At 41.7% G+C, this 20,883-nt stretch carries 19 protein-coding genes; 14 read left to right on the top strand and 5 right to left on the bottom strand.

The window, feature by feature from the left end; all coding sequences use genetic code 11:
- The first annotated feature begins 2 nt into the window (after nucleotides 1–2).
- From GR929_RS06535 to GR929_RS21985, 6 genes are all read left to right on the top strand, one after another.
- The gene (locus GR929_RS06535) at nucleotides 3–1,025 is read left to right on the top strand and encodes a glycosyltransferase family 2 protein (protein WP_159518135.1); all 1,023 of its coding nucleotides are present in this window, start codon (nucleotides 3–5) and stop codon (nucleotides 1,023–1,025) included.
- A 57-nt stretch (nucleotides 1,026–1,082) separates the two neighbouring features.
- Nucleotides 1,083–2,264, top strand: a complete 1,182-nt coding sequence (locus GR929_RS06530) for a glycosyltransferase (RefSeq protein ID WP_159518134.1) — start codon at nucleotides 1,083–1,085, stop codon at nucleotides 2,262–2,264.
- The gene (locus GR929_RS06525; RefSeq protein WP_159518133.1) at nucleotides 2,257–3,465 is read left to right on the top strand and encodes an O-antigen polymerase; all 1,209 of its coding nucleotides are present in this window, start codon (nucleotides 2,257–2,259) and stop codon (nucleotides 3,463–3,465) included. Before GR929_RS06530 ends, GR929_RS06525 begins: the two co-directional genes overlap by 8 nt.
- On the top strand, nucleotides 3,462–4,499 hold the full coding sequence (locus GR929_RS06520) for a glycosyltransferase family 4 protein (protein ID WP_159518132.1): 1,038 nt from the start codon (nucleotides 3,462–3,464) through the stop codon (nucleotides 4,497–4,499). The genes GR929_RS06525 and GR929_RS06520 overlap by 4 nt, the downstream gene beginning before the upstream one ends.
- 7 nt (nucleotides 4,500–4,506) lie before the next feature.
- Nucleotides 4,507–5,622 (top strand): glycosyltransferase, encoded by a 1,116-nt coding sequence (locus GR929_RS06515; protein ID WP_159518131.1) that lies wholly within the window; start codon nucleotides 4,507–4,509, stop codon nucleotides 5,620–5,622.
- 105 nt (nucleotides 5,623–5,727) lie between these two features.
- Complete coding sequence (locus GR929_RS21985; RefSeq protein ID WP_262886039.1) at nucleotides 5,728–5,859, top strand: hypothetical protein; 132 nt, start codon at nucleotides 5,728–5,730, stop codon at nucleotides 5,857–5,859.
- A 1,989-nt stretch (nucleotides 5,860–7,848) separates the two neighbouring features.
- Here GR929_RS21985 and GR929_RS06510 read toward each other — a convergent pair.
- Nucleotides 7,849–8,535, bottom strand: coding sequence for a hypothetical protein (locus GR929_RS06510; protein ID WP_159518130.1), 687 nt, complete (start codon nucleotides 8,533–8,535; stop codon nucleotides 7,849–7,851).
- Between the two features lie 986 nt (nucleotides 8,536–9,521).
- Here GR929_RS06510 and gmd point away from each other — a divergent pair.
- The 3 genes from gmd (at nucleotide 9,522) to GR929_RS06495 (ending at nucleotide 12,539) form a co-directional block, all read left to right on the top strand.
- On the top strand, nucleotides 9,522–10,682 hold the full coding sequence (gene gmd, locus GR929_RS06505; protein ID WP_159518129.1) for a GDP-mannose 4,6-dehydratase: 1,161 nt from the start codon (nucleotides 9,522–9,524) through the stop codon (nucleotides 10,680–10,682).
- 508 nt (nucleotides 10,683–11,190) lie between these two features.
- Nucleotides 11,191–12,285, top strand: coding sequence for a GDP-L-fucose synthase family protein (locus tag GR929_RS06500; RefSeq protein WP_159518128.1), 1,095 nt, complete (start codon nucleotides 11,191–11,193; stop codon nucleotides 12,283–12,285).
- Nucleotides 12,286–12,374: 89 nt separating this feature from the next.
- The gene (locus GR929_RS06495; RefSeq protein ID WP_159518126.1) at nucleotides 12,375–12,539 is read left to right on the top strand and encodes a hypothetical protein; all 165 of its coding nucleotides are present in this window, start codon (nucleotides 12,375–12,377) and stop codon (nucleotides 12,537–12,539) included.
- 125 nt (nucleotides 12,540–12,664) lie between these two features.
- Here GR929_RS06495 and GR929_RS21980 read toward each other — a convergent pair whose 3' ends face one another.
- Nucleotides 12,665–12,796: a hypothetical protein gene (locus tag GR929_RS21980; protein ID WP_262886038.1), complete on the bottom strand. Its 132-nt coding sequence runs from the start codon at nucleotides 12,794–12,796 to the stop codon at nucleotides 12,665–12,667.
- Between the two features lie 59 nt (nucleotides 12,797–12,855).
- Here GR929_RS21980 and GR929_RS06490 point away from each other — a divergent pair, with 59 nt between their 5' ends.
- The 5 genes from GR929_RS06490 to GR929_RS06470 all read left to right on the top strand — a co-directional run bounded on the left by GR929_RS06490 (nucleotide 12,856) and on the right by GR929_RS06470 (nucleotide 17,534).
- The gene (locus GR929_RS06490) at nucleotides 12,856–13,053 is read left to right on the top strand and encodes a hypothetical protein (protein WP_159518127.1); all 198 of its coding nucleotides are present in this window, start codon (nucleotides 12,856–12,858) and stop codon (nucleotides 13,051–13,053) included.
- Between the two features lie 289 nt (nucleotides 13,054–13,342).
- Nucleotides 13,343–13,507 (top strand): hypothetical protein, encoded by a 165-nt coding sequence (locus tag GR929_RS06485; RefSeq protein WP_159518126.1) that lies wholly within the window; start codon nucleotides 13,343–13,345, stop codon nucleotides 13,505–13,507.
- A 161-nt stretch (nucleotides 13,508–13,668) separates the two neighbouring features.
- Nucleotides 13,669–13,833 (top strand): hypothetical protein, encoded by a 165-nt coding sequence (locus GR929_RS06480; RefSeq protein WP_159518125.1) that lies wholly within the window; start codon nucleotides 13,669–13,671, stop codon nucleotides 13,831–13,833.
- A 161-nt stretch (nucleotides 13,834–13,994) separates the two neighbouring features.
- The gene (locus GR929_RS06475; RefSeq protein ID WP_159518124.1) at nucleotides 13,995–17,006 is read left to right on the top strand and encodes a bifunctional fucokinase/fucose-1-phosphate guanylyltransferase; all 3,012 of its coding nucleotides are present in this window, start codon (nucleotides 13,995–13,997) and stop codon (nucleotides 17,004–17,006) included.
- A 231-nt stretch (nucleotides 17,007–17,237) separates the two neighbouring features.
- Nucleotides 17,238–17,534 carry a hypothetical protein gene (locus GR929_RS06470; RefSeq protein WP_159518123.1) on the top strand — a complete coding sequence of 99 codons (297 nt, stop codon included), beginning with the start codon at nucleotides 17,238–17,240 and terminating at the stop codon, nucleotides 17,532–17,534.
- Between the two features lie 86 nt (nucleotides 17,535–17,620).
- On the opposite strand, the gene argB is transcribed toward GR929_RS06470, so the two are convergent.
- The 3 genes from argB to GR929_RS06455 all read right to left on the bottom strand — a co-directional run bounded on the left by argB (nucleotide 17,621) and on the right by GR929_RS06455 (nucleotide 20,764).
- Nucleotides 17,621–18,391: an acetylglutamate kinase gene (argB, locus tag GR929_RS06465; RefSeq protein WP_159518122.1), complete on the bottom strand. Its 771-nt coding sequence runs from the start codon at nucleotides 18,389–18,391 to the stop codon at nucleotides 17,621–17,623.
- Between the two features lie 89 nt (nucleotides 18,392–18,480).
- The gene (locus GR929_RS06460) at nucleotides 18,481–19,431 is read right to left on the bottom strand and encodes an N-acetylornithine carbamoyltransferase (RefSeq protein WP_159518121.1); all 951 of its coding nucleotides are present in this window, start codon (nucleotides 19,429–19,431) and stop codon (nucleotides 18,481–18,483) included.
- 85 nt (nucleotides 19,432–19,516) lie between these two features.
- Complete coding sequence (locus tag GR929_RS06455; RefSeq protein ID WP_159518120.1) at nucleotides 19,517–20,764, bottom strand: glutamate-5-semialdehyde dehydrogenase; 1,248 nt, start codon at nucleotides 20,762–20,764, stop codon at nucleotides 19,517–19,519.
- Nucleotides 20,765–20,883: the final 119 nt, after the last annotated feature.

The raw sequence follows: 20,883 nt of genomic DNA, 5'->3' as shown, positions 1-20,883 counted from the left end.
TCATGAAAGTATCTATTATCGTTCCGGTATATAATGTTGAACAATACATCGATCGATGCTTTGAATCTATCTGCACTCAAACATTTGATAATGAAGAAATAGAATGTTTATTTATTGATGACTCTTCTCCTGATGATAGCTACAGTATTTTAAAAAGAAGAATACTAAAATATTCTGGAAAAATCAATTATAAAATTATTCGCCATAAAGAGAATAAGGGCCTTGCTGGCGCAAGAAACACAGGAATTGAAGCGTCAACAGGAGAATACATATATTTTCTCGATAGTGATGATGAGATTCTCCCGAATTGTATAAAATTCCTGGTTAAAACCGCTTCTACAAATCCAGATTGTGATTATATACAAGGGAGTGCACTCCGAATAAATCATCTTGGAGAAAAGTTCGATAACTATGTAATAAGAAAAGATTTCCCTAACTATTCAGACAATAAAAGGTGGCTGACAAGAAATATATTAGGAAGAAGGACCATACCAGTAACTGCTTGGAATAAATTGATAAAAAAAGATTTCATTGTTTCAAATTCTTTGAGTTTTAAAGAAGGCATTTTACATGAAGATGAGCATTGGAACTATAAAGCCACCCTTTATATAAAAAAAATTGCATTTTGTAAAAACCCAACATACTTGCATTACTTAAATGATGGTACAATTATGACTAATTCAGATAAGACTAAAAGTCTTACTTCATGGGGCCTAATTATCTCAGATGCCTCCTGTCAAACCAACAAAAACATATCTGTGTTCCATCGTAAGTTTGTTTACCAAATCTCCTTTAATGCTCTTAAAAGTTATTTCTTTGAGCGACATACATTAGATGATACATTTATAAAGTCACTACAAAGAGGTATTGTTAAGTTTCAGGAAACAATTCCCCAAAAAGGAATACTCCAGATTGTCGAACAGATTTTACGTTCCATTTTTTTCTGTCCTGGTAAATTACAAAAACTGATAGTCACTACTCCTTTAAGGGTTCCATACCCCTTACTTCTAAAACTATTTCGTTAAGACCCAGACCTTAAAACTGCAATCCTGTTGAACTTACTTCTCAAAGCCCAAAAGCCTATGCCAAAAAAAATTATCATTTGTACCCATGGTTTTTCTAAAGACGTGTATAAAGTAGGAAGTCATCACTATGCTCACCAACTAAGTAAACTTGGTTATGAAGTGCTTGTAATTTCTACTCCAATTTCTATTTTCCACTTTATAAATCTATTCAAGAGTGCATTCCGAAAAAGATTCGCACTAAAGCTTTCATCCTCACTAAAAGGCATTTACAAGACCGATTATTTATACAAGGAATTTATTCCTTTTTCTATATTTCCGTATGCTATAGGGAAATTCATCAATAGAAACTATACGCTAAAAAAACAGAACAACTTAATTCCAATTTTTCATCATCAATTACAAAAGCATAAGTTTAACTCTGTTGATTTTCTCATTGTAGAAAATCCTGTTTTTAGTTTCATGGCAAATTCTATTGCTTACAAGAAGTTATTTTATAGAGCAACTGATATCTATCCAGAGTTCTCAACAGAGCGAACTTCCATATTTGAAAAAGCGATAGTACAAAAGGCAGATACTGTTATAGTCACATCAACTGCTTTAAAAAACTACTTAGAGAAATCCAGAGTTGGGCAAAGTGCAATAAGAGTAATTGAAAATGGAGTAGATAGCGATTTTTACCTATCAGAAGACCCCTCAGAGCTAAAAAGAAAGGAATTAAATGATAAGCTCTCAGAGAAATCTCTTCAAATTGTCTATGTTGGAGCTATTGATAATCGCATAGACTATGAGATAATTAAACAAATAACTTCACGGTTTCCCAATTATAATTTTCATTTTTTTGGAACAGTATCAAATTCAAAGTTCTATTCTGCGATTGGCAATAAGACCAACTGTTTTTTTTGGGGGCCAATAGAGTATAAATTTTTACCACAAGTTCTAAAGAAGTGTCACGTTGGCCTATTACCTTTTATTCGCAATGAGATTAACGATTCGCGAAGCCCCATGAAACTATATGAGTACGGAATATGCGGACTCACCGTAATTGCAACACGCACCATTGATCTAGAAAAGAAAAATGAACCGTTTGTCATTTTATGCGAAAGAAGTGAATTTATTACCGCTCTATCTAATGCAGAATTGGCTGAAAAACCAAATAAAAGTCAAGCCATTAAGAAGTCGAAACTACATTCATGGAAGAGTAACAGTCTGTTGTTGATTAAAATCATGGAGCATGCCTAAATATTTGAAATATCTAAATCCCTCACTCTTAGTATTCTCGATTAACACCATTGCTCTATCGGCTTTTGTACTGACATCTAGCACTTTGATGATGGATTTTGCCAAAGTTCCAAAACATTCATCAGGTCTGGGAATACTACTCTATTTTATTTTTACGGCAGCATTCGTTATTGGAAGTTTGAACTATAAATCTTCAGTCTATAGAACCCCTGAAGAAATCAATTCAATCAACACTAGGTATCGGCAGATAATTGTTATCACATTAACTGTTTTTGGATTTCTTACTGTTTTTGGATATTTATTTTGGTTTAAGGATGTAATCCTTAACCTGAAAGCCTATATTCTTAAATTAATAACTTCTGGAATGCTAAGTAGTAGTCAAAGCCTGAAAGAAGAAACAAGCATTAAAACTTTAACAAACTTCGGAATTGGCACGGTTATTTTGTCATTTCTTTCTTATAAGTTCTACTCTAAGATTAAATATAAAAGACTCACAATATTAATTGTACTTCTATCAGTTTTTAGGGTTGTCTTTACAGCAGAACGAATTGCACTAATAGAGCTCATTATTCCTATAGCTATCATCGTTGTCCGTTTTGATCCTATACTAATCAAAAAAATGATGTTTGCAGGACTAGTTATATTAATTATTGTTTGGTCCTCCGAACTCCTTAGATCCTATATGAGCCCTGTTTATAACGAGAAATATGAACCTGTAGAATACCTCTTCTATAGATTTTCCATGTATTTTTCAACATCAATCAATAACTTTCAGATATTGCTTTATGAGAGCTTTCCCAAAGATTTCCTCCCCATCTCTGGAAGAACATTTTACAAGTTTTTTGCACCAAATTCTGAAACAGGTGTAGCTCTAGGAAATTTGCTAAGTAGGTATGGAAGTAAGGAATATAATAATTTCACAGCTTGGGGGGAGCTTTTCATAGATTTTGGATATTTCGGTATTTTAATTGCTGCCTTGCTGGGTAGAATCTCAAGGTTAGCTTATAATAGTTTTATTGCGGGCAAAATAATTGGACTATATATCTATCCTTTACTTGTTCTTTTCTTCATTCAAAGTTTTCGAACCCTATTATTAGTCAATATACGATTCTATGCATCGTACGTAGTAATCCTTTTCTTCATTTTTCTCTTAAGTATTGCTCGATCACAAAAGAAACTCCAAAAATCCGAACAATTATGATTTATATAAATGGCAAATTTCTCACCCAACAAATTACAGGAGTTCAAAAATTTGCACTTCAAATAACAAAGCACTTAATACAAATAGACGATGATATTCGTATACTTGTCCCATTGAATTGCGCGATTTCCAATACTGAAAAGGTTATCCTCAGTCATATTGTGCGGATAGGTTCCGGCACCCCATTGCGATGGGAACAAATCACAATTCCAACATTTTTAAAATCAAAAGGCAATCCAATTTTACTAAATTTTTCAGGCTTAGGTCCTGTCTTCTATAAAAACAAAATCACAACGATTCATGACCTTTCATTCTGGGAACATCCAGAATGGTTTAGTAAAAAATACTACTTATTTTACCGCATACTTATACCGTTTACAGCTAAAAATAGCCGTTTTATATTGACGGTAAGCAATTATTCAAAGGAAATCATTACTAAGAAATTAAAAATCGATCCCTCAATAATAGAAGTAATCTATAATGCCGTAGAACCGTGTAGGTGTGACTTAGTTAAAAACAAACGTTATAAACATATTTTAGCCGTAGGCTCATTAGACCCAAGGAAAAATCTAAAGCGACTTATCAATGCATTTATTCTATGGAATAACAAAGATTACAGGCTTATTGTCGTTGGAGGAAAACAAAATTCATTTTCGAAACTTGATTTACCAACTAACAACAACGTTGTTTTCACAGGTTACGTTGCAGATGAAACTCTACACAAATATTATAGCGAATCTGAGATTTTCGTTTACCCTTCCCTTTACGAAGGTTTTGGAATACCTCCATTAGAAGCAATGGCACACGGACTCCCGGTTATCGCTTCTAATGTAACAAGTCTACCCGAAGCCTGTGGCAAAGCAGCTGAGTACATCGACCCCAATTCGGTTAAAAGCATTATTCATGCTCTGGACAAAGTTTCGTCTAATACAAAACTCCGAGATGAGATGATACGAAAAGGATACGAAAATATCCAACGTTTCTCATGGAAAAAATCAGCTCAAAAGATAAATGATTTCATCTGTAAACTCTAAACATCATATGAAGGTATTACATATAGGGAAATATTTTCCGCCATACTGGGGTGGTATCGAGAAGGTAAATTTCGACATCGTTGAAACCCTGAACAAATTCGGTTATAGAAATGATGTATTATGCTTTAATGACAAACGCAATTCAATAACTGAAGAAAAGGAATACTGCATTTATCGTTCATCAACTGTTACTTCTGCCTTTTCGTCACCACTGTCTTTTTCCATCTTCCAACAATTGAGAAAGATCTACAAAAAATACGACATCATCCATCTTCATGTCCCAAACCCAATGGGAGCTATTGCACTACAGTCGGTTCCATTTAAAGGCAAAATTATTGTCCATTGGCATAGTGATATCATAAAACAAAAGACACTTAAGAAGCTTTATGGTCCCTTTCAATCCGCCCTATTGAAGAGAGCTGACAAAATCATTGTCACCACACCAAACTACCTCGAAGGATCCGAAGTATTAGCACCGTATCGAGATAAATGTACTGTAATCCCAATTGGAATCGCAAACAGTGAATTCCCTTCAAATAAAGATTTCAGAGAACAACTGGAAGAAAAATACCGGGATAAAAAAGTAATTTTCAGCATCGGTCGACTAATCTACTACAAAGGATTTGATTATTTGATCAACGCAGCAAAATCACTACCTGATAACTATGTCGTTTTAATTGGAGGAACAGGAATACTTCGCAAAAAACTCGAACAGCAAATCACCAACAACAGGTTAGAACATAAAGTAAAGCTTTTAGGAAATATTCCGTTTGATCAACTTGGCGAATATTACCGCAGAGCAAATATTTATTGCCTCCCCTCAACGGAACGTTCAGAAGCTTTTGGAGTCGTGTTGATTGAAGCTATGTCGTTTGGTTGCCCTATTGTAGCAACCAATATAAACGGATCCGGAGTGCCTTGGGTAACACAAGATAATATAACAGGTATCACTGTTGAACCTAAAAATTCAGCCGCTTTGGCCCAAGCATTAATAAGAATGGGCAGAGACGACGTTCTAACAAAGAAATTTGGAGAGAACGCTCAGCAAAGATATCAGACCGTATTTAAGAAAAGCGTTATGGCACAAAACATAATCCGCTTATACCAAGAATTAATGAATTAATATTCCAACTCCCCCTCGTCACCGCTGGCGCTAAGACGAGGGGGAAGCTGGTTGTCGTTTGTAACGACAATAAACATGCGTATTGTTCAAAAAACCATTTTAAAAATGATTGAAACAGAACCGGGAAGTCGAAAAGAATGGATGTTATACCGTTTCAGGTATGCAGGCAAGTTCGACAACCGGGTGAAAACCTATAAATTCTGGCAGGAAACAAACCGGGCTGGTCAGGATTTGTAATCCTGACCATTTAACCTGGGATTTGTAATCCCATTACCGATGCTGAGTGGATTTGCAATCCGCATCTTTCCACCTTGAAATTTATAATCCGCTCCTGGTTGACGTTTTCCATTATGGCGCATGAAACCTCTGCACATTTCAACACCTATTGGTTGCGCCATCTCAACGACTAACGCATTTTTCCCCGGGGCGTTGTCCGGGGCTATTATCGTATAACCCCTTCAGGATAAGGAAAAAAATACTTAACAAGCAGTGAGGAATCCCCAGAAAGATCCGGAAACAAGTTCACGATGACGAGATCATGACTTGGGGCGCTTAATTCCCCACTTCGCCGAAAGGCGAAAAGGCGATGGCCTGTCAAAGTAGCCCGGGCCGGCGGTGGAGGGAAGGATTTTTGGCGGGTATCCAGGGCAGTGCGCCGGAAAGAAAAAATCCTGACGCGCGTGGAAGGATAACTTTGACTTGATCTTTTTTGAATACTTTTTGGTATCAAGACAAAAAAGTAGTTGGGGTTTGGGGCAAAGAGAACAAGATTTTAGATAGTAGATAGTAGAACCAAGATTTTTAGATATTCGGATTTTCGGACGATCGGATTTTTCAGATCGACGCTAAGTCCCCCACTTCGCCGAAAGGCGAAAAGCGCAAAGGCCGTCAAAACGCCCGGCCGAGGGTTCGGTTTGACTTGATTTTTCTTTGTTTCATCTCATTAAAATTGCTTATTTCATTTGCATTCGATGTAACTCACGATGAATTTTTAATATGCTTGTTTGTGAATTTTCACATCTTAAAATTCATGTTCGTTTCGTTTCTTTTCATATAATTCTATTGTTTATTTTAATGGCATTATATGGATCTCTCGATTCATCGGAAAAGAAATGAAATGGGGTTTGGGGCAACGCCCCAACATAAGCTGCAAGAACCAGGCACTTGATATTAAAAAATAGAATCAAGAGTTTGGATGATGAAATGGTGAGATAGCGGCAATCCGCTGAAAGATCCTGAAACAAGTTCAGGATGACGAACTCATAGCTTGAGCCAGTCAAGTCCTCCACTTCGCCGAAAGGCGAAAAGCGCGATGGCCAGTCAAAGTAGCCCAGGCCAGCGGTGGAGGGAAGGATTTTTGGCGGGTATCCCGGGCAGTGCGCCGGAAAGAAAAAATCCTGACGCGCGTGGAAGGATAACTTTGACTTGATCTTTTTTGAATACTTTTTGGTATCAAGACAAAAAAGTAGTTGGGGTTTGGGGCAAAGAGAACAAGATTTTAGATAGTAGATAGTAGAACCAAGATTTTTAGATATTCGGATTTTCGGACGATCAGATTGCAGTAGACCCTAATCCGCTGAAAGATCCTGAAACAAGTTCACGATGACGAGCTCATAGCTTGAGCCAGTCAAATCCCCCACTTCGCCGAAAGGCGAAAAGCGCGATGGCCAGTCAAAGTAGCCCGGGCCGGCGGTGGAGGGAAGGATTTTTGGCGGGTATCCCGGGCAGTGCACCGGAAAGAAAAAATCCTTACGCGCGTGGAAGGATAACTTTGACTTGATCTTTTTTGAATACTTTTTGGTATCAAGACAAAAAAGTAGTTGGGGTTTGGGGCAACGTCCCAACAACAGCATGCAACCACCTCCCCCGGTGCTGCGCTTGGGTACTCCTTTAAAAGGAGGAGAAAGGGTTCAGAGCTTTTGGCTTTGGCAGATGAGAAAATGCCCCGGGAAAGGTCATGCTTCACCGTGGACACGACAAGTTACATTGTGGGCGGTCAATTTTTGCTATGGATGGGAGAAATCCCGTTGGGGAGGATCAAATCTCGCTGTGGCCAAGAAAAAACGTATTGTGGACGGTCAATTTTCATTGTGGCTAGGAGAAATCCCGCTATGGACGGTCAACTTTTGCTGTGGATAGGAGAATTCACGTTGGGGAGGGTCAAATCCCGCTGGGGACGGTGAAAAGCCCCCGGGGAGGGTCAAATCCGCCCGGGGACCAATAGAATCAAGCATAATACCGTTTCTTTCGGTCTTCGTCTTTCCAAAAGACATACTGTCCAAAATCACGGATAATACGGGTTTTTTCAAACAATAAAGTAAACGCCTTGTCACGCATCTGTTTGGTTTCGCTACTTTCACCTGCGGCACCATTGGCTGCGGCCAACAACTCGGACATAGCATGCGATACCGTGCGTGCTTGCTCCAGCAAGTTCAACTCAAAATTGATGGCGTTGAGTGGCTCCGGATACTTTTCGCCCAGGGTGGCAATCTCCACCAGGTCTTGAACCATATCGGCATGACTGCCCCCTTCGCGAATACGCATCACCTTATTCTGAATATCGTCATAATCACGATAGGCAAACGAAAAGTGGTGCAGCAGCTGATCACGAAGTTCATAAGCTTGCGGCGACTGTTCAATCCATTCTCTTTGGGCATCTTCGCGGGCACGGTATTCGCTCATCCATTTGGCCTGGCAATAACGTAAAGCGCCACTTAGGGGCACCAAATCATCAATAAGCGTAGGATCCATGCCTGCAGCGATTAAAGCATCCCGATCCTTATTGGCTTCAACAGCCAGGGCTTCGGTACTCGCCACAAAATCGTCAATGGGCTGGTTAGGTAACTTAACCTCATCTAAAGCGAGGTTTTCAATTTGTTCTTTCCAGAGTTCAAAATCTTCTTGGTAACTCATGGTAAAATTAAATTTTGTGATATATTGCAAAAGATCCGCCAGCCTCTTCTTCCGATCCGGCCGGCTATGCAGGAATGGTTGATGACCAGCTGGCGGTTTACTTTCAACAATCTTATGTTCCAAGTTACGACACATCACCGGATATCTCCAAAATTCATTTATCGAAATACATAATATAGAATGATTATTAATAAGCAACTGCAAATTACTCATTACTATAGAATCATAGAACATATCAACAAGGGGCCAAATTGATATGTTATGTCATATTTTTGACTGTCAAGGGTTTCATCTCCACACAGCTCAAGCATGCAATACGCAAAATTCGGATACCTCTTGCTTAACAGAAAACAGATCACCGGATACAAGTATCAAGATTAGCAACAGCAACACGCTGAAAGATTGCTTCGCCTTGCTCACAATAACGAGCCTATCGCCTGGGGCTGCCAAGTCCCACACTTCGTCAACAGGCGAAAAGCGCGATGGCCAGTCAAAGTAGCCCGGGCCGGCGATGGAGGGACGGATTTTTGGCGGGTATCCCGGGCAGTGCGCCGGAAAGAAAAAATCCTGACGCGCGTGGAAGGATAACTTTGACTTGATCTTTTTTGAATACTTTTTGGTATCAAGACAAAAAAGTAGTTGGGGTTTGGGGCAAAGAGAACAAGACATTAGATAGTAGATAGTAGATAGTAGAACCAAGAATTTCAGATATTCGGATTTTCAGCCGATCGGATTTTTCAGATCGACGCCAAATCCCCCACTTCGCCGCAAGGCGAAAAGCGCAAAGGCCGTCAAAACGCCCGGCCGAAGGTTCGGTTTAACAAGCCAAACAGAATTGACAATTCGGAAACCACCAGACCAAAGTCCCCTTCATAGGATTTAGGGTAAAAGCAATAACTTTAAAGCCAAAATAAAAACAACTAACCACCATTATGTGTTAAATAACATCAAATAACTCGATATCCAAACTATTTAAACAATATCCAATGACACAAAAAGTAGCTTTAATTACCGGTATTACCGGACAAGACGGTGCTTACCTTGCCGAGTATCTTTTAAAAAAAGGGTATATCGTACACGGTATCAAACGACGTTCATCCCTGTTTAACACCGACCGCATCGATCACCTGTACCAGGATCCTCACGTAGAGAACCGCAACTTGTTTCTGCATTATGGCGACATGACCGACAGTATGAACATCACACGGATTGTTCAGGAAACAAAGCCCGATGAGATCTACAACCTGGCCGCTATGAGCCACGTAAAGGTAAGTTTCGACACGCCGGAATACACTGCCAATGCCGATGGAATTGGTACACTTCGTCTGTTAGAAGCAATTCGTTTGTTGGGCTTGACCGAAAAAACCCGTATCTACCAGGCATCAACCAGTGAATTGTATGGTTTGGTGCAGGAGGTGCCACAAAAGGAAACCACTCCGTTCTACCCGCGCTCACCTTATGCCGTTGCCAAGATGTATGCCTACTGGATTACGGTCAACTACCGTGAAGCTTATAAGATGCATGCCAGCAATGGGATTCTGTTTAACCACGAGTCACCCATTCGCGGGGAAACTTTTGTAACCCGTAAAATCACCCGTGCCATTGCACGTATTGTTCTCGGACAACAGGATCAGCTCTTCCTCGGTAACCTCTCATCGAAGCGAGATTGGGGACATGCCAAAGACTATATCAAAGCGATGTACCTGATTCTGCAACAGGAAAAAGCTGACGACTATGTAATAGCTACCGGCATTACCACCACAATCCGCGACTTTGTGAAACTGACCGCTCAGGAAGTTGGACTGGAAATCACATTCAAAGGCGAAGGAAGTGACGAAAAAGGCCACATCACTTCCATCGATGAAAAAATATTTATTGAGAAAGTTGGAGCGAAATATTTGCAACTGGTAAAAGCGAAAGCTGAAAGCTCCATTCCTCTTGTTGCTGTCGATCCCGCTTACTTCCGTCCAACCGAAGTGGATCTCTTGATTGGCGATCCGACCAAATCACAAACTGTATTGGGCTGGAAACCGGAGTATGACTTAGCGAGTTTGATTAAAGACATGATCAAGTCTGACATCAAACTCATGCAAAAAGATGCCTGGTTGCGTGAAGGTGGTTACCGCACCCTCAATTACTTTGAGTAAGTTCAGTCAGCCAGATTGCTTCACGTTGTTGGTAATGACGCAAGCGAAAAACGTCATTGCCAAGAGGAACGACGAAGTAATCTGTTGCAAACAATATTGGAGCAATCCACTAACAAACCCTGAAACAAGTTCAGGATGACGAGCTCATTGCATGTGACAACCGAGTCCCCCACTTCGCCGACAGGCGAAAAGTGCGAAGGCCTGTCAAAGTAGCCCGGGTCGGCGGTGGTGGGAAAGATTTTTGGCGGATATCCCGGCTAGTGTGCCGGAAAGAAAAAATCCTGACGCGCGGAGAAGGATAACTTTGACCTGATCTTTTTTGAATACTTTTTGGTATCAAGACAAAAAAGTATTTGAGGCTTGGGGCAACGCCCCAACACATGCAATAAGAACAAGACCTTAGATCGTAGTAATCAGCTTAACGATTGCTTCACTCTGCTGACAATAGCGCAAAAGCAAAACCATATCAGGAGATAGGAATAAAAACAAAAACAGAACACAAACAACCATGCAAAAAACAGCAAAAATATACATTGCCGGACACCGGGGACTGGTGGGATCAGCCATTTGGAAAATTCTACAAACGAAAGGCTACACCAATCTGATTGGTCGCACCCATAAAGAACTGGATTTGCAAAGCCAACCGGCAGTAGCCGACTTCTTTAAAACTGAGAAACCGGAATATGTCATCCTTGCAGCAGCCAAGGTAGGCGGTATTGTAGCGAACAGCACGTATCGTGGTCAGTTCATCTACGAAAATATGCAAATCCAGAACAACGTCATTCACCAATCGTATGTGCATGGAGTGAAAAAGCTTTTGTTTTTGGGATCGACCTGTATCTACCCCAAAAATGCGCCGCAGCCCATGCCCGAAGATTGCCTGCTGACCGATGTGCTGGAATACACCAATGAGCCCTATGCCATTGCCAAAATTGCCGGGCTTAAAATGTGCGAGTCCTACAACCTGCAATATGGTACCAACTTTATTTCCGTAATGCCGACCAACCTGTATGGTCCCAACGACAATTTCAACCTGGAGACCTCCCACGTGTTACCGGCAATGATTCGTAAAATCCACCTGTCCAAATGCCTCGAAGACGGGCACTGGGATGCGATTCGAAAAGACCTTAATCTCCGCCCCATTGAAGGAATTAGCGGTGAAGCCGCTGAAGAGGAAATCCTTGCAATCCTGAACAAATACGGCATCCAACAACCGAATAACGACCACAAAAAAGTAAGTCTGGACCTTTGGGGAAGCGGAAAGCCGCTGCGTGAGTTTCTCTGGTCAGAAGACATGGCCGAAGCCTGCATTTTCATATTGGAGAACCGTGATTTTGAGGATGTCAAGGCCGACTGTGGAGATGAAATTCGTAATACCCACATCAATATCGGTACTGGCAAAGAGATTTCAATCCGTCTTTTAGCAGAAACCATTCAAAAAGAAATTGACTTCAAAGGAACGATTCAATTCGATACGTCCAAACCGGATGGCACCATGCGTAAGCTGACCGATCCTTCCAAGCTTCACCGCCTGGGATGGAAACATAAAATAGAGCTGGAGGAAGGTATCAAACTGATGTATCAACACTATTTAGCCACCTAAGATGTGATCATAATAGCCCTTCCAGTATAAAGAAGGGAATTCAAATAGCATCTGAGCAACTTGCCAACAGATCCTGAAACAAGTTCAGGATGAGGTGCATTCAAATGGGACAGTTAAGTCCCCAACTTCACCGACAGGTGAAAAGGCGATGGCCTGTCAAAGTAGCCAGGGCCAGCGAAGGAGGGAAGGACTTTTGGCGGGTATCCCGGGCAGTGCGCCGGAAAGAAAAAATCCTGACGCGCGAGGAAGGATAACTTTGACTTGATCTTTTTTGAATACTTTTTGGTATCAAGACAAAAAAGTATTTGGGGTTTGGGGCAAAGAGAACAAGATTTTAGATAGTAGATAGTAGAACCAAGATTTTTAGATATTCGGATTTTCAGCCGATCGGATTTTTCAGATCGACGCCAAATCCCCCACTTCGCCGCAAGGCGAAAAGCGCAAAGGCCGTCAAAACGCCCGGCCGAGGGTTCGGTTTGACTTGATTTTTCTTTGTTTCATTTCTTTTCATATAATTCTATTGTTTATTTTAATGGCATTATATGGATCTCTCGATTCATCGGAAAAGAAATGAAATGGGGTTTGGGGCAACGCCCCAACATAAGCAATAAGAACAATGGCACGAGCTTACTAACTCACGGAAGTAAACAAACAAATGACGACTGCAAGGAGGAGTTTGGTTTTCGGGAAGTGACTGACCCGCCGGTTTTCATCCGTTTATATTTTTTATTTTCAATGGTAACGTATGGAACTCCCGATGAAATTTAATCATGCTTGTTTGTGAAATATCGCAGATTAAATTTCATGTTCGTTTCTTTCAAAAGCATCGTCAGCCTTGACTTTTTTTCCTGGTTTTTGTGTCAAGACAAAAATCAGGTCCCGTCTGGAAAGACAACTTTGACTTGATCTTTTTTGAATACTTTTTGGTATCAAGACAAAAAAAGTATTTGGGGTTTGGGGCAACGCCCCAACATAAGCAAAAAGAACAAGATATTAGATATTAGAACCAAGAGTCAAGATATCGTAACCCGCTGAAAGATCCTGAAACAAGTTCAGGATGAGGTGCATTCAAATGGGACAGTTAAGTCCCCAACTTCACCGACAGGTGAAAAGGCGATGGCCTGTCAAAGTAGCCAGGGCCAGCGAAGGAGGGAAGGACTTTTGGCGGGTATCCCGGGCAGTGCGCCGGAAAGAAAAAATCCTGACGCGCGAGGAAGGATAACTTTGACTTGATCTTTTTTGAATACTTTTTGGTATCAAGACAAAAAAGTATTTGGGGTTTGGGGCAACGACCCAACATAAGCAAAGAGAACAAGATATTAGATATTAGAACCAAGAGTCAAGATATCGTAACCCGCTGAAAGATCCTGAAACAAGTTCAGGATGAGGTGCATTCAAATGGGACAGTTAAGTCCCCAACTTCGCCGAAAGGTGAAAAGGCGATGGCCTGTCAAAGTAGCCCGGGCCAGCGAAGGAGGGAAGGATTTTTGGCGGGTATCCGGGGTAGTGCACCGGAAAGAAAAAATCCTGACGCGCTTGGAAGGATAACTTTGACTTGATCTTTTTTGAATACTTTTTGGTATCAAGACAAAAAAGTAGTTGGGGTTTGGGGCAACGCCCCAACATAAGCAAAAAGAACAAGATATTAGATATTAGAACCAAGAGTCAAGATATCGTAACCCGCTGAAAGATCCTGAAACAAGTTCAGGATGACCAGCCTTCTATTGGAATTAGGGATAAAAAAAGAAGGTCGGATTTACAATTCCATTTCAAAAACATTTATTCTATATCTACGGTTATTATCTTTATCAAAAACCAGAGCACAATCTTACAGACATAAAATAACTATGAAAAAAGCGATCAAGCACCTGCTGTCATTGCCGCCCAACCTGGCAACAACCTTTCATACCATCACCCAACACAACACAACCGATTTTTATTGCACCTCCGACCCTATTGAGAACCGGGTTGGATCAGGCGGTGGGACCTCATGGCTGTTATCACAATGCTGGCAGAATCAGGCTACAGATCAATCTTTTGAAGAATGGTTAGGTGGTGAAAAAAGAATCTTAATTCACGCTGGAGGACAAAGTAGACGACTACCATCTTATGCGCCATCGGGCAAGTTGTTAGCGCCTATTCCGGTGTTTCGCTGGAGCCGTGGACAAAAGCTCGATCAAACCCTGCTTGACCTGCAATCACCCCTTTACGAAAAGATTATCCAATCAGCTCCGGCAAAAGTCAACACACTTATTGCCAGCGGCGATGTACTGATTTTAAATAACCAGCCCCTAGCCCCGCTGCCTGAAGCCGATGTGATTTGTTATGGCCTATGGTCGCGCCCCGAGTTGGCATCGAGGCATGGCGTATTTGTATGCCCCAAAAATAATCCGGAACGTTTAAGCTCGATGTTGCAAAAGCCATCGGTTCACGAATTGCAGGAACTGGGGCAAAGCCACCTCTTTTTGATGGACATTGGCATTTGGCTGTTGAGTGACCGCGCTGTTGAACTGTTGATGAAAAAATCGGGCTACAAAAATGGACAGTCACCCAGCACGCCCCCATTCTACGATCTGTACTCGGAGTTTGGACTGGCAATGGGTGAAACCCCAACACTGGAGGATGATGAAATTAGCAAACTCAGCGTAGCGATTATACCACTCGAGGGTGGTGAATTTTATCATTATGGGACCAGCAAAGAGCTGATATCATCTACATTGGCAATTCAAAACCGGGTAATTGATCCTCGCTCAATACTGCATAAAGACCGGAAGCCACATCCCAGCATGTTTATCCAAAATGCTCATTCGGAAATCCACTTAAGTGGACAGATGGAGAATCTGTGGATTGAAAACAGCCATATCAGTCAAGGGTGGCAGCTCTCCAGCAACCATATTGTAACCGGGATTCCGGAGAACGACTGGAACCTGAATTTACCTTCAGGGGTTTGCCTTGATATTGTTCCGGTGGGTAAAACCGAATACTGTGTTCGTCCTTATCACATCAACGACCAGTTTAAAGGTGCTCTTGGAAATGATTCAACCAGCTGGCTGGAAAAGCCATTTAAACACTGGTTGCAAGAACGAGGATTGAGCTTTGAGTCAACAGCACTGGATCCGGATACCGACATTCAGGATTCTCCGATTTTCCCGATTTGTACAAAAGAAGAACTAAGCTCATCATGGATCAACTGGTTGCTTGATTCAAGTACAAATGAAACTTTCACCACACTCTGGGCTAACAAAAAAAGACTTTCAGCCAACCAACTATCTGAGAAAGCTAATCTTTCGCGACTTTTGGAACAGCGAAAATCATTCCGGTTAAAAAACTGGCCGGGCATCCGCAATAACTTTAAGCACAGTGTCTTCTTTCAACTCAACCTGGATCAGGCAGCGAAGGAATTTGCAGAACAAGAATTAGCAGTTCAACCGTTGGATAACCAGCTGGTAGATCCTCAATCCCGTTTGGCTGAGAAAATGTTCCAGGCAAGAGTATTGCAATACCGGGGGCAGGACTTTAGTCATACCGAAGAAGAAGCTTTTAGCATTCTTCGTGAAACCATTCTGGAGGCGGTGAGTCGACAAACAACCATTCCCCAACTTAACATCCATCATGATCAGATTGTATGGGGAAGAAGCCCTGCCCGAATTGATCTGGCCGGTGGCTGGACCGATACACCCCCCTACTGTTTATTTCAGGGTGGGAAAGTAGTCAATATGGCGATCAACCTGAATGGGCAGCCTCCTTTGCAATGCTATATCCGCCCGACAGACGAATACCAAATAGTCATTCGGTCCATTGACCTTGGCAAGCGGGAGTCCATTACCACTTACAATGAACTGGACAACTATAACCAAATTGGTTCAGCTTTCTCAATCCCCAAAGCAGCACTTTGTCTGGCCGGCTTTCACCCCGACTTTACGCCTCAGCATTTCAAATCGCTGGAGGAGCAACTCAAAGCATTCGGCAGTGGGCTTGAAATCACAATGCTGGCAGCTATTCCCAAAGGATCCGGATTAGGAACCAGCTCGGCACTGGCGGCCACCGTACTGGGCACTTTATCTGATTTCTGCGGATTGAACTGGAGCCATACCCAAATCAGTATGAACACACTCATATTGGAGCAACTATTAACCACTGGGGGTGGTTGGCAAGATCAGTTTGGAGCCATTTTGCCGGGCGTCAAACTCCTGGAAACAAACGCCGGATTTAACCAGGAGCCTGCCGTAAGATGGGCACCCGATTACCTGTTTACCAAGCCGGAATTTCATTCCTGCATGCTTCTTTATTATACAGGCATCACCCGGACTGCGAAAAACATACTGGCAGAAATCGTTCGTGGCATGTTTTTAAATGGAACACAACATCTGGATATTCTGGAAGATATGAAACAACATGCTGTGCACACGTTCAACACCCTTCAAAAAAATGACTACAACGAACTGGCAGCTTGCATTGCTAAAACCTGGCAACAAAAACAACGAATTGACCATGGTACCAACCCGCCGGCAATACAACAACTCATTCATTTAATTGAAGACCTGACAGCTGCTTATAAGCTACCCGGAGCTGGCGGTGGCGGCTATCTGTTTATTTTAGCAAAAGATCCGCAGGCAGCTCTTAAAATAAAAAAGCGCCTGAGTGAAAATCCACCAAACCTAAACGCCCGCTTTGTTGATCTGGAGCTGTCAACAACAGGCTTTCAACTCACGCGATCATAAAGAAAAATCTTAAAACTGCTTATCTCCATCACAGAACCACAGGGTATTCTATCAGCGTTTAAGCTAAATTCCATTGAAGAATGGTAAAATGAGCTTGCATTCATAGCTCGAGTGCTTATAAACGCTTGAAAATTGAGCACATAAAAATGAGTCAGGCCGTTTTTAATGAGAAAATAAAAGCTTAAATTCACAAACATATTCGATACCTAAAAAAGAGAGGTAAATAAAACAATGAAAACACGAAACAATAAAGTAGAAATAAAACTAATTTCTCCAAAAGCGGAAGAAGCGCTTAACAAATTAGTTCACAAGGGGTATATTGAATTTATTGGTTTTAAAAAAGCACCAACATATGTGGCTCTGAAACCTTCAGATGATAAACCCAAAGTTCCACTGAATTTTGCGAAATCGTCGAACGAAGAAATTTTAAAAAGGATGAATCTGAAGCAATATGGCAGTAACACACTGGCACAGGCTCGACAGATCATTGATTCGACCCGCAAAAACAATTCCGGCAAACAAGATTAATCCAATTGTTTTTTCACGAAACCAAAGAGCGCCGACCTAATCATTTTAGGCCGGCGCTCTTTGCTTATTGATGTTTTTTATTTTTCTTAATCTGCAACAAGGGTTGTTCCACCTTTCTCCAGCCCTTCAATATTGGTAATCCGAATTTGGCTTACCCCTTTCTGAATCGCATTGAAGCTGTTATCCAACTTAGGAATCATTCCCGCATGAATGGCTCCGGAAACCTGAAGAGCTTTAAATCCGGAATGAGTCAGCGATTTAATGACCGAATTATCATTCTCGGCATCTTCCAACACACCCGGTTTTTCGAAGCAAAAAACCAATTCCACATCAAAATACGGACTAAATCCGATTGCTGCTTCTGCTGCAATGGTGTCGGCATTGGTGTTTAATAGCTGACCTTTTTTATCGTGAGTCAACGGTGCCAAAACCGGTACCACCTTCTTTTCAACCAGCAGTTTCAGCTCATCAACATGCACCGAAACCACATCACCCACAAAACCGTAATCAATATCTTTTACAGGCCGTTTTACCGCTTGCATATAATTCAGATCCGTGCCCGTTAAGCCAATAGCGTTAATTCCGTTAGCCTGCAATTGAGCCACAATATTTTTATTGACCAACCCACCATACACCATGGTTACCACTTCAAGCATGTTGCTATCGGTAATGCGACGGCCATCCACCATGTTGGTTTCAATGCCCATGCGTTGTGCCATAGCTGTTGCCGATCGACCTCCGCCATGCACCAGTACTTTCAGCCCTTCGAGCTTCGAAAAATGATCCAGCAATTCTTGAAGCGATTCCTTCTCCTCAACAACCTTACCTCCAACTTTAACTATCGTAAGTTTTTCCATCTTTTTATACTTTTTTTCATGCTGAACTGCTTCAGCCTCTTTAGCAAAGAAATCCTGAGACAAGTTCAGGAAGACGATCTATTGGGGAACTACTTTAGCTGATCCAGCATCATCTTCAAAACAGCCTGTGCCGAGAACAACCGGTTTTCGGCTTCGGGAACAACAATTGAATTGGCACTATCGATAACAGAATCAGTTACAATCATATTTCGTCGTACAGGCAGGCAATGCATAAACTTGGCTTTGTTGGTCACCGCCATGTGCTTGTCCGAAACGGTCCAGCTACGATCGGTTGAAAGGACTTTGCCATAATCGTTATAAGAAGCCCAGCTTTTCGCATAAATAAAGTCGGCACCTTCAAAAGCTTTCATTTGGTCGTACTCCGGTTTTAAATCACCCATAAATTCAGGTGCCAGCTCATAACCTTCGGGATGAGTAACGACCAATTCATAGTCTGTTTCACGCATCCACTCAACAAATGAGTTGGGTACAGCCTGTGGCAATGCACGTGGATGCGGAGCCCAGGTCATCACCACTTTGGGACGTTCCTTGGTTTTATGCTCTTCGATAGTCAGGTGGTCAGCAAACGACTGCAAAGGGTGACGGGTAGCTGCTTCCATACTAACGACAGGTACTCCGGCATAATCGATAAACTGCTGGATAATTTTTTCCTGATAATCATCTTCGCGATTCTCAAATTTGGCAAAAGCTCGTACTCCAATAATATCACAATATTTTCCAATAACCGGCACGGCTTCCCGAATATGTTCCGGTTTATCGCTATCCATGATTACACCAAGCTCGGTCTCCAGTTTCCAACCTCCTTCATTAATATCGAACACGATGACATTCATTCCCAGGTTTAAACCCGCCTTTTGTGTACTCAGCCGAGTTCTTAAACTCGAATTGAAGAAAACCAACAAGAGGGTTTTATTCTTTCCCAAATCCTGAAATTGATAGGGATCTTTCTTTAGCTCCAGAGCCAGTTTTATCGCTTCGTCTAAATTGTCTAAATCGTGTACTGTTGTAAAGTGCTTCATATTGTATGGGTTTCGAGTTGTAAGTGTTAAGTTTCTGGTTATTTCATTGCAGATCAGTTTCTATTATTCAACTGCCTCAATGTTATTAAGGCCTAACCTGACCATCACCTTCAATAAGGTACTTGTAACTGGTTAGCTCTTCCAGAGCCATTGGTCCGCGAGCATGCAGCTTTTGGGTTGAAATTCCAATTTCAGCTCCCAAACCAAACTGGGCTCCATCGGTAAATGCCGTTGAGACATTGCAATAAACAGAAGAAGCATCCACCATCTTACGAAATAAATCCAGTCGTTCGTCATTCTCCGAGATAATGGCTTCGCTATGTTTTGAGCTATAGGTTGCAATATGGTCTAAAGCATCAAAAAACGTTGGAACAGTTTTTACCGACATTTCATAGCCCAAAAACTCGGTTCCAAAAGACTCCTTGTTTGCTTTCTTCAATAACTTGGCCGGATAGTTGCCTTCCAACATCGCATACGACTGCTCATCGGCATGAATAACAACATCACTCTTAGGAAGATCGGCGCAGAGTTGTGCTAAATCGCTCAACCGTTTTTCGTGAAGCACCAAACAATCCAGCGCATTACAAACACTTGGGCGGCGTGTTTTGGCATTCTCAACAATCGCTTGTCCTTTCACGGCATCACCATATTCATCAAAATAAGTATGGCAAATTCCGGCTCCGGTTTCAATTACCGGAATGGTTGCATTCTCGCGCACAAAATTGATCAGCCCCTGAGAACCACGTGGTATAATTAAATCAACATATCCCCGGGCGTTCAGGATTTCGGCTGTTGCTGCCCGGTCAGCCGGCAGCAAGGTCAGGATATCCTGATCAACACCGTGCTTCTCCAGTACCTGATGAATAATTTTTACGATTACTGTATTGGAATCAATGGCATCGCTTCCACCTTTTAACACACAGGCATTACCCGATTTCAGGCAAAGTGAAAACACATCGAAGGTTACGTTTGGGCGTGCTTCATAGATGATACCAATCACCCCAAAAGCCACGGTAACCTTTTTAATGATCATGCCATTTGGTCGTGTCGTTTCGCTCAACACTTTATTTAACGGAGTTGGCAAATTAGCTACATTTCGAATATCGGCCGCAATGCTTTCAATTCGTTCCGAAGTCAACTTTAAGCGATCGAATTTCGGATCAGCAGGGTCCATCCGGGCTAAATCCTTCTGGTTTTCGACCAGGATCGCTTCGGTATGTTCAACCGCTGCATCAGCCAAGTCAAGCAACAGGTCATTAATTTTTGTTTCGCTCAGCAAGGCTAAGCTCCTGCTGGCTTTCAAAGTCAATTCCAATTGTTCTTTTACCTTCATGGTTTCTCTCTTGTTTATTAGATAAAAGTCCCCTTCCCTGGGGGAGGAAGGGGACAGACTCAGAATGTTTTGATTTTGTTGAAGTCAACAAAAAGGGGGTTGATGTAGAAAAGGGTATA

The organism is Sunxiuqinia indica (assembly GCF_009847015.1).
In the GTDB taxonomy this organism is placed as follows: Bacteria; Bacteroidota; Bacteroidia; order Bacteroidales; family Prolixibacteraceae; genus Sunxiuqinia; species Sunxiuqinia indica.
This window is presented reverse-complemented; position numbering and strand designations above follow the sequence as displayed.